At 48.4% G+C, this 12,435-nt stretch carries 11 protein-coding genes and 3 tRNA genes; 10 read left to right on the top strand and 4 right to left on the bottom strand.

Going from position 1 to position 12,435, the window contains the following annotated elements; all coding sequences use genetic code 11:
* Window positions 1–2 precede the first annotated feature (2 nt).
* A tRNA-Arg gene (locus ACE6F3_RS05645) sits at window positions 3–74 on the bottom strand.
* Window positions 75–109: 35 nt separating this feature from the next.
* Window positions 110–1,384 carry a cation:proton antiporter gene (locus ACE6F3_RS05640; RefSeq protein ID WP_077975229.1) on the bottom strand — a complete coding sequence of 425 codons (1,275 nt, stop codon included), beginning with the start codon at window positions 1,382–1,384 and terminating at the stop codon, window positions 110–112.
* 371 nt (window positions 1,385–1,755) lie between these two features.
* On the opposite strand from ACE6F3_RS05640, the gene ACE6F3_RS05635 reads away from it, so the two are divergent.
* The 10 genes from ACE6F3_RS05635 (at window position 1,756) to ACE6F3_RS05590 (ending at window position 10,397) form a co-directional block, all read left to right on the top strand.
* Window positions 1,756–1,845: transfer RNA gene (locus ACE6F3_RS05635), tRNA-Ser, on the top strand.
* A gap of 34 nt (window positions 1,846–1,879) precedes the next feature.
* Window positions 1,880–1,969, top strand: a tRNA-Ser gene (locus ACE6F3_RS05630).
* Between the two features lie 129 nt (window positions 1,970–2,098).
* A complete protein-coding gene (dprA, locus tag ACE6F3_RS05625; protein WP_077975655.1) occupies window positions 2,099–3,220 on the top strand; it encodes a DNA-processing protein DprA in 1,122 nt (373 codons plus the stop codon).
* Window positions 3,221–3,226: 6 nt separating this feature from the next.
* Window positions 3,227–5,338, top strand: a complete 2,112-nt coding sequence (topA, locus tag ACE6F3_RS05620; RefSeq protein WP_077975228.1) for a type I DNA topoisomerase — start codon at window positions 3,227–3,229, stop codon at window positions 5,336–5,338.
* Window positions 5,339–6,262, top strand: coding sequence for a tyrosine recombinase XerC (xerC, locus tag ACE6F3_RS05615; RefSeq protein WP_077975227.1), 924 nt, complete (start codon window positions 5,339–5,341; stop codon window positions 6,260–6,262).
* A complete protein-coding gene (locus tag ACE6F3_RS05610) occupies window positions 6,259–7,347 on the top strand; it encodes a Xaa-Pro peptidase family protein (protein ID WP_077975226.1) in 1,089 nt (362 codons plus the stop codon). The genes xerC and ACE6F3_RS05610 overlap by 4 nt, the downstream gene beginning before the upstream one ends.
* A gap of 15 nt (window positions 7,348–7,362) precedes the next feature.
* Window positions 7,363–7,923 (top strand): elongation factor P, encoded by a 561-nt coding sequence (gene efp, locus ACE6F3_RS05605; RefSeq protein WP_010936456.1) that lies wholly within the window; start codon window positions 7,363–7,365, stop codon window positions 7,921–7,923.
* A 2-nt stretch (window positions 7,924–7,925) separates the two neighbouring features.
* Window positions 7,926–8,585, top strand: coding sequence for a PHP domain-containing protein (locus tag ACE6F3_RS05600; protein WP_077975225.1), 660 nt, complete (start codon window positions 7,926–7,928; stop codon window positions 8,583–8,585).
* 2 nt (window positions 8,586–8,587) lie between these two features.
* The gene (locus tag ACE6F3_RS05595; protein WP_077975224.1) at window positions 8,588–9,409 is read left to right on the top strand and encodes a phosphoribosylglycinamide formyltransferase; all 822 of its coding nucleotides are present in this window, start codon (window positions 8,588–8,590) and stop codon (window positions 9,407–9,409) included.
* A 1-nt stretch (window position 9,410) separates the two neighbouring features.
* Entirely contained in the window at window positions 9,411–10,397 is a 987-nt protein-coding gene (locus tag ACE6F3_RS05590) for a carbohydrate kinase family protein (RefSeq protein ID WP_077975223.1), read from the top strand.
* An 82-nt stretch (window positions 10,398–10,479) separates the two neighbouring features.
* Here ACE6F3_RS05590 and ACE6F3_RS05585 read toward each other — a convergent pair whose 3' ends face one another.
* The gene (locus tag ACE6F3_RS05585; RefSeq protein ID WP_010936452.1) at window positions 10,480–11,082 is read right to left on the bottom strand and encodes an ATP-dependent Clp protease proteolytic subunit; all 603 of its coding nucleotides are present in this window, start codon (window positions 11,080–11,082) and stop codon (window positions 10,480–10,482) included.
* Complete coding sequence (tig, locus tag ACE6F3_RS05580; protein ID WP_096476588.1) at window positions 11,079–12,425, bottom strand: trigger factor; 1,347 nt, start codon at window positions 12,423–12,425, stop codon at window positions 11,079–11,081. The genes ACE6F3_RS05585 and tig overlap by 4 nt, the downstream gene beginning before the upstream one ends.
* Window positions 12,426–12,435: the final 10 nt, after the last annotated feature.

Here is a 12,435-nt window from a genome sequence, read left to right as displayed (position 1 = left end):
AGTGCCCCTGGAGAGACTCGAACTCTCGCCACCAGCTTCGGAGGCTGGTGCTCTATCCACTGAGCTACAGAGGCATAGTACCCAATTTTACCTTAAGCTATGTTTTTACTCAAGGAAGCTCTTTGCCGTTAGCTTCAGCTTTAGGTTTGAATAAAGGTTTTATCATAAGGGGCATAACGAGGGTAGTCAAAATACTGACAGCTACCGCAATGCCGAAAAGGTCACGGGTGATAGCCCCGGCAATAAGTCCCGCCCCGGCTACGATAAGACCCACTTCACCTCTGGGTACCATACCTACACCGACAATCAAAGCACCTTTATGACTGGTCTTGCCCACAAACCGGGCGGGAAAATAACAGCCGATAATCTTGCCGATAATGGCCAGCACAACTATAACCAGCGCCGGAACAATTACTGCCCAGACTTCCTTCAAATCCACCTGCATACCCAGGTAAGCAAAGAAGAACGGGGCAATAAAAAGCATTATCGGGCGGGTTTGATGGAGTATTTCTTCTTTTTCCGCGGTGGAAGCAAACATAAGCCCGGCTACATAAGCACCAACTACCGGGTGCAGACCCACCAGCGTGACCATATAGGAAACCAACAGCCCTACAATCAAGGCCATGACCGGCATAGTACCGGAGGCCTTAAACGGGGTAAGTATATATTTTGAAATATACTTGTGGCCGTACACACCCAGCAAGAGTATACCCAACCAGACTGCAAAGCCGATAACGCCGGTGCCGACAGCACTTAGGGCATTGATACTGCCGCTCTGAGCCATGGAAATAACCACAGACAAAATAACCAGACCGATAATATCATCTACCACGGCGGCAACCAGAATAATAGTGCCCTCACGGGAACTGAGTTTACCCATATCCATTAGTATGCGCACCGTGATGCCGATGCTGGTGGCTGTCAGAATGGCACCGATAAAGAGCCATCCGGCAATATGTAAATCAGGGAAAAAGTACATGGCGCCAAAGACACCCAAAGCAAAGGGTACAACAACCCCGCCAATGGCTACCATAGCACCGGTAAAGCTGTTTTTAATAAACGAAGCAACATTTGTTTCAAGACCCGCCACAAACAGCAGCACCACCACCGCTATCTGCGAAATGATTTCCATAGGGGCAAATTCACTCAGATGTTCACCATTCTGGCTGAATACCCCGTCAATAAGGGCAAAGTTCAAAATAACCGGGTCATTGGCAAAAAGGAAATGCCCCAGCAGAAAGGGTGAGATGATAATACCGGCCAAAAGTTCACCGATAACCGCCGGTTGTTTCAGAAAGCGTTCTGCAAAGGCTCCGCCCAAACGGGCAACAAGCAAAATAAGCCCAAAAGAGAGTATAAATTTAAAATAGATTTCTGTTTCCATACCAGTCACTTAAGAATAATTTGATTTATTTTAGCAAAAATACGGCTGATAATCTAATTTATGAGCTGCTATTGCAGAAGAACCACAGGGAAATATATTTTAGAAGAATAAATTTTACCGACTGCCTGCCCGTCAGAAACCCCGGTCCGTCCTGTTTGTTTAAATTTTTCGCAAGTATGAGCAATAAGTTCATCCGTTAACCGCAAATACCCGTAATAACATTGGCACCTTTACACCCGGCAATATTATCCGGGAAATATATGAGACAAATTTGAATTCGGGGTGGGTTTCATTATATCATTACTCCTGCATTTGGATACATTCCTGATTGGCTTTTAATTTTGCTTGCATTCAAGTAAAATATAGCCTCCGGAGAGGTGTCCGAGTGGTTGATGGTGCTGCTCTCGAAAAGCGGTCTCCGTGAAAGCGGAGCGTGGGTTCGAATCCCACCCTCTCCGCCACAGGGTTTAATAAAAGAATACTTACAGACAATACGGAGAGGTGCTGGAGTGGTCTATCAGGCACGCCTGGAAAGCGTGTGTCGCCGCAAGGTGACCGTGGGTTCGAATCCCACCTTCTCCGCCATTACACTTAAACACTGAAGCCTTCAAAACTATGAAGGCTATTTTTTTGCCGTCCAGCCAGCGCATCTCTTCCTTAATAATGTTTTATTGTTTGGATATTGTGCCTGTGCTAGAATTCCAAAAGAACAAGATGCAAAACCAAGACTGCAAATACGCCATAGGATTCAGTTATATAAACGGGGTCGGCCGGGTGCGCCTGAACCTGCTGGAAAGCTATTTCGGCAATCTGGAAAGTGCCTGGCACGCCAGTAAGGAAGCGCTGGTATCAGCCGGGCTTGATAACTCTCTGGCGGAAAACATAGTTACTTCCCGCCCCCAAATAGACCTGCCTAAAACCCTTGAAACCTTGAAGCGGCACGATATTCAGGTATTCACCCATACAGACAGTGATTACCCTGCCAGACTTAAGCAAATACATGATTACCCTCCCCTTATTTTTGTAAAGGGACAGCTTTTGGGGAATGATGAACTGTGTTTGGGGATAGTGGGAACCCGCCAGCCCACCGTCTACGGCAAACTGGTCACCGAAGAACTGGCCGAATCACTGGCACGATCAGGTATGACTATAGTTTCCGGTCTGGCCAGAGGAATAGATACAGTTGCCCATACTGCCGCCCTTAAAGCCGGCGGAAGAAGCATTGCGGTTTTCGGCTGCGGACTGGATATAATTTATCCATCTGAAAACAGCTGCCTTGCCCGCCAGATAGCTGAAAACGGAGCCCTGGTGAGTGAACACCCGCCCGGAATCCGCCCCCGGCCCGAATTTTTCCCCCGCCGCAACCGTATACTCTCAGGCCTTTGCCGCGGAATACTGGTAACCGAAGCGGGAGAAAACAGCGGGGCTGTGATAACCGCCAATTTTGCACTTGAACAAAACCGCGAGATTTTTGCCGTTCCGGGGAGTATACTATCAGCGGCTTCAGTGGGAACAAACCGCCTTATCCAGGAAGGAGCCAAGCTGGTTTGTTCCGCCAAAGATGTCCTTGAAGAACTGAATATAGGCCTGCTTTCAGTGCCGGATAACACTACCAAAGCTATACCTGAAAACCAGACCGAAAGCCTGATACTGGATAAACTAGGCTATGAGCCAATACATATTGACCAGATTTGCCGTGAGTGCGGCCTGGGGATAGCCTTGGTCAGCAGCACTTTGGCCATAATGGAACTAAGAGGCCAGGTCCGCTCTGCCGGAGGCATGAATTATGTGCGCACCCGTGAAAAGAAAGAAATCTACCAGCTGGAGATGAATTAAGCTGTCATGAAAGAAAAACTTGTTATCGTTGAGTCACCTGCCAAAGCCCGTACTATCAGCAAAATGCTGGGCAAAGACTTTAATATTATGGCCACCATGGGGCATATACGGGATTTACCCAAAAGCACCCTGGGCGTAGATGTTGAAAACAGTTTTACCCCCAAGTATGTCTCCTTGAAAGCCAAGGCCAAGGTCATAAAGGAACTCAAAGACGCAGTTAAAAATTCCAAGGCAATCTACCTGGCTACCGACCCTGACCGCGAAGGTGAGGCTATTGCCTGGCATATATCCGAAGTTACCAAAGCCAATCTGGCTAAGCCCAAACGGGTGGTCTTTCACGAGATTACCAAAGAAGCCATAGATAAGGCTTTTAAAAACACCCGCGAACTGGATATGGATTTGGTAAATGCCCAGCAGGCCCGGAGGGTGCTTGACCGGCTGGTAGGTTATAAATTAAGCCCGCTGCTCTGGCGAAAAGTACAACGGGGACTTTCAGCCGGGCGGGTGCAGTCTGTTTCCCTGAAAATAATTGTTGACCGCGAACGGGAAATAGAAAAATTTGTATCTGCCGAATACTGGAATATAGAAGCCCTGCTGAATAAAAAGGTTAAATCAGCCGCTTTCAAAGCTTCTCTGGCAGGTTATGTAACCAAAGGCAAACTGGAAATACATAACGAATCTGAAGCCGAACAAATTAAAAAAGAACTGGAAGTATCTGACTATCAGGTACTGAAGATAAAAAAGAAATCAAACCTCAGGCAGTCCCCCGCCCCCTTTATTACCAGCACCCTTCAGCAGGAGGCCTGGCGGAAGCTCCATTTTTCAGCCAAGCAAACCATGGTGATAGCCCAGCAGCTGTATGAAGGCCTGAATATAGAGGGCGAAGGGGAAGTGGGTCTTATAACCTATATGCGTACTGACTCTACCAACGTAGCCCGTACCGCCGTAGCCGAAACCCGTGATTATATAAGTGAAAAATACGGCCCGGCTTACCTTCCCAAACAGGCCAGAGTATTTTCAAGCAAGGTTAAGGGCGCACAGGAAGCCCATGAAGCTATCCGCCCTACCCGCATAACCCGCACCCCTGACTTGATAAAAAAGAGCTTGTCTGCCGAACAGTTCAAACTTTACCAGCTTATCTGGCAGCGTATGATGGCCAGCCAGATGAGCCCGGCCGCCTTTGATAATACTACAATAGACATAGAAGCCAAGCACCAGCCCTCAAAAACCCGTTATCTGCTTAGAACCACCAGTTCGGTAAATACTTTCCCGGGTTTTACCATTGTATATATAGAAGGCAAGGACGAAGATGAGGAAGCGGCGCAGTCCAGCCTGCCGCCCATGGAAGAAGGCGAAGAGCTGAAGCTGAAAAGCCTGGAAGCCAGCCAGCACTTTACCCAGCCTCCTCCCCGTTATACAGAGGCCACGCTAATCAAGGCACTGGAGCAATACGGCATAGGCCGCCCCAGCACCTACGCCCCCACTATTTCCACAATACAGGAACGGGAATACATTACCAAGCTCAAAGGCAGCCTGAAACCCAGTGAACTGGGAATGCTGGTAAATGACCTGCTGGTAGAGTATTTCCCGGATATTATCGGTATAGATTTTACGGCCGCCATGGAAACCGAACTGGACAAAATAGCCACTGAAAAACTGGACTGGGTACCTATAATCAGGCGGTTCTATGAACCTTTTATCAAAGAGATAGAAGCCGCCAGTGAAAAAATTGAAAAAATTAAACCGCCGGAAGAAGAGCTGGACGAGCTTTGCCCCGAATGCAATGCCAAGCTGGTAGTAAAACGGGGGCGTTTTGGTAAATTTATTGCCTGCTCACGTTATACCAAAGAAGAGGGCGGCTGCCGTTATACCCGCTCATACCAGATAAAAACAGGTGCCAAATGCCCTGAGTGCAATTCGGATATAGTTGAAAAATACAGCAAAAAGGGCAAGATATTTTACGGCTGTGCCGGTTACCCGAACTGCAAATTTGTATCTTTCTACAAACCGCTAAGCAAACCTTGCCCGGAATGCGGCGCCCTCATGACCAAGAGCGGCAAGAACTGGGCCAAATGCACCAAGTGCGGTAAACGCAAAAAACTTGAAGATGAAAGCTAAATGCAGGAGAATTTTAACAAATACCTTGAATATCTGACGGTAGAAAAAAATGTTTCGGCTTATACCCTTAGAAACTACCGCACAGATTTGATTGGTTTTGTTAACTACCTGATTGAAAAAAAGGTAAGCTCTTTTGACAAGGTAGACCGCTATATTTTGCGGGATTATATGTCCAGCCTGATAGAAAAAGGGATTGTTAAAGGCAGTATTGCCCGCAAACTTTCGGCTGTACGTTCTTTTTACCGTTACCTTATGCGGGAAGGTCTTATTCAGAAAAACCCCACCTTAAATGCCTCCAGCCCCCGTTTGGATAAACGCCTGCCGGAGTTTCTGACTACCGCTGAAGTTAGTAAACTGCTGCGGATACCTGATTCCTCCACCCCCCAGGGTTTGCGGGACAAAGCATTTATGGAGCTGCTTTATGCCAGCGGCCTGCGGGTGAGTGAGCTGGTCAAACTGGATATAGAAAACCTGGATTTGCACTCCCACCAGATACGGGTCTGGGGCAAAGGGTCTAAAGAACGCATAGTTCTGATGGGTCTGCCGGCAATTCAGTCAATCCAAACCTATCTAAACCTGGGCAGACCTTTGCTGAAAGGCAAGCGGAATACTCCGGCTTTATTCCTTAATCCAAACGGCGGCAGACTGAGTGCCCGCAGTTTTCAGGAAAGACTGGATAAGCTGGCACACCAAGCCGGTATTGAAAAACACGTGCACCCCCACATGCTGCGCCATACCTTTGCCACTCACCTGCTGGACGGCGGGGCAGACTTAAGGGTAGTACAGGAGCTACTCGGCCACTCAAACCTTTCCACTACCCAGATATATACCCACGTTACCAAAAGCCAAGCCCGCAAAGTCTATATGTCCAGCCACCCGCTGGCCAAACCGCAGAATGATATTTCGGGGAGCGAAGACGAATGAAACAGCCAAACACCCAGCTTGCACTCCTGCGAAAGCTTATGGCCGAAAATGAGCTGGACGGCCTGTTGGTGTCCAAACCTGAAAATATGTTTTATCTGTCCGGCTTTACCGGCGGCGAAGGTCACCTGCTTATCACCCAGGCACAATCTTTTATTGCGGTAGATTTCCGCTACTACGAGCAAGCGGAAAATGAATCCCCTGAATATACCTTATGTAAAGTTACTAACGGAATGTCCCGCTGGCTGCCCGAACTGTTAAGCTCCGAACATATCCGCCGTTTGGGTTTTGAATCTTTCTATATTACTTTTGAAGAATACAGCAAACTAAAGACCGCACTCAGCGAAGGCGGTTTAGATATTTTACTTACAGAAACAGCAGACTTGGCAGGCAAACTGCGGCAGATAAAATCTGAAAAAGAAATAGACGATATCAAACAGGCCGCCGCCATTGGTGATGCCGCTTTCTCCGCCCTGCCCTCCCTGCTAAAACCGGGTATAACCGAACAGCAGCTGGCCTGGGGACTTGAGAAATTTATGCGAAACCGCGGCAGCCAGTCTATGCCGTTTGAGATTATTGCCGCCACAGGGGCAAACTCCGCCCTGCCCCATGCCCGAACCCGCCCGGCCGCTGTGGTTTGCGGGCAGCCCCTGCTCATGGACTACGGGGCAAAAGTAAACTGGTACGCCAGTGACATGACCAGAACTGTATTACAGGGGAAAGCGGATAGCCAATTTAAGAAAATATATGATATAGTTCTGGCCGCCCAGCAAAAAGCCATAGACCAAATCACCTCTGGAATGACCGGGCAGGAGGCTGATTCTATAGCCAGAGAGGTTATTGAAAAAGCCGGCTACGGTGCCAATTTCGGGCATAGTCTGGGACATGGGGTGGGGCTGGAGGTGCATGAAGCACCCCGCCTAAGCCCCAGAAGTGCGGATATACTTGAAGACGGAATGGTTTTCAGCATAGAGCCGGGCATATACCTGCCGGGCTGGGGGGGCATCCGTATAGAAGATACCTGCACCCTTAAAAATGGTAAAATAGAATTGCTCTCAAAATCAGATAAACAAAACCCCTATATTTAAAGAAGAAAGGTTTATATGGCCACTGGAAACGAATTAAAGAAAAGCTGCATCATCCAACAGGAAAACGGCCTGTTTCAGGTCATGGATATCCAACATGTCAAGATGAAACACACCGCCCTGCTCCGTCTGAAACTTAAAGATATACGGGACGGGCATACTATGGAACAAACCTTTCAGTCAGACGAAAAGTTCAATCTGGTAAACCTGGAATACCGCCATATGCAATTTTTATATAATGACGAAAACGTTTACCATTTCATGGATGACAAAACTTTTGAGCAGATAGCTCTAAATAAAAGTGTATTGGGTGACGCTGTCAACTACCTGCTGGAAAACGGCAGTGTCAGGGTAATGACCTTTCAGGAAGAAGCCATCGGGGTTGAGCTGCCGGCATCGGTTAACCTGAAAATTGCCCATACCGAACCGGGTTTTAAGGGTGACACCGCTGCCACCACTACCAAACCGGCTACTTTGGAAACGGGACTGGTGGTACAGGTGCCCTTATTTATAAATAACGAAGACCTAATCAGGGTAGACACCCGCAGCGGCCAATATCTGGGAAAGGCAACCAATTAGTAATGTTAAAAGCTGATTTACACGTCCATACCAATTATTCTATGGACTCAAATACCAAACCCGAAGATTTGATAAAGAGATGTCTTGAAAAAGGCATAAACTGCATTTCTTTGTGTGACCACGGCACAGCCGAGGGAGCTTTAATGCTGGCTAAAAACAGCCCCATCAAAATAATAGTCTCTGAGGAAGTGCTTACCCCCCACGGAGAGATTATGGGTATGTTTCTCAAGGAGAGCATACCCAGCGGAATATCAGTAGACGAATGTGTATCCCGGATAAAAGCCCAGGACGCTCTGGTCTGCATTCCCCACCCTTATGACAAACTAAGGGGTTCGGCTCTGATAGATTCGGAACTGGAAAGGCTGGCTTCCGAAGGAAAAATAGACGTGCTGGAAGTATTTAACTCCCGCACCCTGCTGAACGGAAGCCTTAAAAAAGCCCGCAAACTGGCCAAACAGTATGACCTGCCCACAAGTGCCGGCACAGATTCCCATACCCTGCCCGAAATAGGCACTACCTACGTTACCATGCCTGATTTCAATACCCCCAAAGAATTTATAGCCGCCCTCAGACAGGGGCGGATAACCGGCCGCCAGAACCGCATGGTGCGGATACGGGCGCTGATTCGCAAACTTTCCAAATATATCAAACCGGAGAAATAAGCATGTTTGAACTGGGCTGGTTTTCAACCGCCAGAGGCAAGGGGTCACGCAATCTGCTGACTGCCGTACTGGACAGCATCCAAACGGGAGAGCTTAAAGCCAAAATAAGTTTTGTCTTTTGCAGCCGCGACCCCGGCGAATCAGCCGAAACAGACGCTTTTTTTGAACTGGTAAAAAGCCATAATATACCGCTTATTACCTTTTCCTACCAGAAATATAAGGCCAAGGTAAACGGCAGTGACGAAACTCCCGGCGGCAGCCTGCCCCAGTGGAGACTGGACTACGACAGCGAAGTCTTAAAACGCCTTAGGCCGTATAATCCCCAGTTATGCGTACTGGCCGGCTATATGCTGATAATGGGGCCGGAAATGTGCAGCCGGTATAACATCATCAATCTGCACCCCGCCACCCCCTGGGGACCAAAAGGCACCTGGAAAGAGGTCATATGGGAGCTTATCCAGCAAAAAACCTCCGAGACCGGAGCTATGATACATTTGGTAACACCTGAACTGGACAGAGGGCCGGTGGTCAGCTACTGCCGCTTTTCTATTCAGACAGACGCCTTCAAACCGCTGTGGGATAGTATTTCGGGGCGGACAGCAGCTGAAATAAAAGCGGAAGAAGGGGAAGAAAATGCCCTTTTCAAAGCTATCCGCCATCAGGGCACTATCCGTGAACTGCCGCTTATAGTCCGCAGTATCAAAGCCATAAGCGAAGAGCGGGTAAATATATGCAAGGGGCAAATTACGGATAACCGCGTCCAGGCCATAGAGGGATACGACCTGAGCAGCGAAATTGACCGCATAATTCAGGGGAGAGAATGATATGACTGCTTATCGTCTTGAGGCTATCGGCCTGGGGGCGGTGCATGTGGACCATATATACACTGTGGAACAGATACTCCATGACGGAGAATGCGTGGTTACCGAATCTGCCTCGTTTCCCGGCGGTTCGGGTGCCAATACCATACACGGGTTATCCCGTCTGGGATTAAAATGCGGCTTCATAGGGGCCGTAGGGAATGACCCTGACGGCAATTTGCTGATTAGTGATTTTGAAAACTCGGGAATAGATAACCGTTACCTGTTAGTAAAAAATGAAGCCCAAACCGGCTCTGTGGTTTCACTGAGTGAATCTTCAGGACGCCGCTCAACTTACGTCAATCCCGGCGCCAATAACTACCTTGACCTTTCTGATGTAAATCTGGAATACCTCAGCCAGGCCAAGCTGGTGCATATGTCCACCTTTTTTAACCAGAATGAGTTTGCCCTGTGCCATGAAATAGCGGAACGGCTGGCACCGGATATACTTTTCAGTTTCTCACCGGGGTCTCTTTTTGCCGCCCAGGGGCTGAAAAAGCTGGCCCCCATACTTTCCCGCACCAATGCCCTTTTTACCAACCAGCAGGATATAGAAAAAATGACCCAGAAAAACTATCAGCGGGCGACGGATATGTGTATCCGCAGCGGGTGTGAACACGTGGTGGTGACTTTGGGTGAGAGCCGCCGCTTCCAACGAAAAGGCAAAATAACCCTGCAGACTTACATACGGGACAAAGACCACGAATGCCATATGGAGTCAACCGTCAGCCTCAGGAAAGATATCCGCACAGTAGTAGATACAATCGGCGCGGCAGATGCGTTTACTACAGGTTTCCTGTTCGGGCTTATGGAAGAAAAGCCTATTGAAGAATGCGGTTTGCTGGGGGATATTTCTGCCCGTTTCTGTATAGGCAAGCTGGGTGCCCGCTCAGGCCTGCCTGACCTTGAGGCGCTGAAGGAGCGCTTTGGTATGCACTATTTTACCAGCTGATTCATTATCTGGCTGAAAGGAAAACGCCCCCTCTGTTACGAAGGGGCGTTTTATTTTTAGATACGAAACAACCAGTTATTAACTATTTGTTTTCGGGTTTCTGCAAAATCTCATCTATCAGGCCGTATTCAACAGCCTGCTGGGCATTCAGGTAATAATCACGGTCACTGTCATGAATAATTTTTTCCATAGGCTGGCCGGTGTGTTTTACCAGGATATTCCTGAGGATATCCTGCTGGCGCATAATCTCACGGGCGGCAATTTCAATATCTGAGGCCTGTCCCTGAGCACCCCCCATAGCCTGATGCATATGGATGGTGGCATTGGGCAGAGCATAGCGTTTCCCCTTAGCACCGGCACACAGCAAAACTGTAGCCATGGAAGCCGCCACACCCACGCAAATGGTAGACACTTTGGGACGGATAAGCTGCATGGTATCATACATGGCAAGGCCGGCAGATATTACGCCGCCGGGGCTGTGAATATAAAGGCTTATGTCCTTGTCAGGGTCTTCGCGGTCAAGAAACAATAGCTGGGCAATAACCAGATTGGCTACCTGGTCATTTATTTGCGAACCCAGAAAGATAATCCTTTCCTTTAGCAGCAGAGAATAAATGTCAAAGGCGCGTTCGCCCCTGGCGCTGCTTTCAATAACCATAGGTACTACGTTTTCAGGGCTTATCATTTATCTGCCTCCTCTGTTTTTTCACCTTCATCAGATTTAGGTTCAACAGCCTCAAGAGCTGGCTGGAGGGCTATTTCATCTATAAAGGCCATGGTCTTACGGGCCGTAAGGAGCTGAATAAGACGGTCTCTGGTGTCCGGCTTATTGTAAAAAGCTTTTTCTTCTTCTTTTTTATCACCGGAATCCTGGGTAAGCTTTTCAATTTCGGCATCTACTTCTTCGTCACTGGGTATCAGATTTTCAGTAGTGGCCAGTTTGCCCAGGGCCAGAGAAGATGCCACCCGCTGCTCAGCCAGAGGGCGGTACCGCTGCTGCATATCTGCCGGACTCAGCTGGGAAAGCGTAGCCCGGAATTCTTCAGGGCTCTTTATAGTGCTTTGCAGACGCTGCAGCTGCTGTTCAATTATCTGGTCCAGCTCTGTTTCCACCATAACTTCCGGATAATCTATTTTACTCATTTTTATCAAAGCTTCAACAATCCGGTCTTCAAACTTGGCCTGAGCCTGGTCATCCTGTCTTTCCTGCATATTCTCCCGGATACGCTGGCGAAGCTCAGCCAGAGTATTGAATTCAGGGTTTAATTCGTGGGCAAAGGCATCATTCAGTTCAGGCAGTTTTTCTTCCCTGATTTCCTGAATGGTAACCTTGAAAGCAGCTGTCTTACCGGCAAGTTCCGCCCGGGCATGGTCTTCGGGGAAAACTACGGAAAACTCTTTAGGTTCGCCCACTACCATATCTACCAGATGCTCACCGAAACCGGGGGCGGGATAAATAGCTTCTTCTCTTACGGAATACTGCATATCCTCACGGTTCAGATAAGGTTCGCCGTTCAGGGTACTTTCAACCTTCATAAGCAGCATATCACCCATTTTAACAGGGCGCTCCGCTTTTTCCCAGGTAGCTCTCTGGTGGAGTACCTGGTCTATAACGGTATCAATATTTTCTTCGGTAATTTCCACCTTTTCTTTAGAGGCTCTTATGGTTTTATAATCACCCAGTTCCACTACCGGAGGCAGGGGTATGCGGGCGGAAAACACAAAAGGTTCGGTGGTGACCATGGCTATCTTGGGGGCGGCAAAGGGTTTTATTTCCTCATCATCATTTATAGCCTGCTGGCAAGCTTCGGGGACGATATCGTCCACTACCTCATCCAGCATTTTTTCACGGCCGAGGTATTTTTCAAACACGTCTCTGGGGGTTTTACCCTTGCGGAAACCCGGGATTTCCACCTTTTTTACCAGACGGCGGTAAGTTTTGGAAAGACCCGCCTCAACTTCAGCCGGATCCATCTCTACCGTTATGCTGGCCTGGCAGCCTTCTATCTTTTTATCTGTTACTTTCATGGCACCTCAA

This window comes from Dehalococcoides sp. THU4, assembly GCF_043231265.1.
GTDB classification, from domain to species: Bacteria; Chloroflexota; Dehalococcoidia; order Dehalococcoidales; family Dehalococcoidaceae; genus Dehalococcoides; species Dehalococcoides mccartyi.
This window is presented reverse-complemented; position numbering and strand designations above follow the sequence as displayed.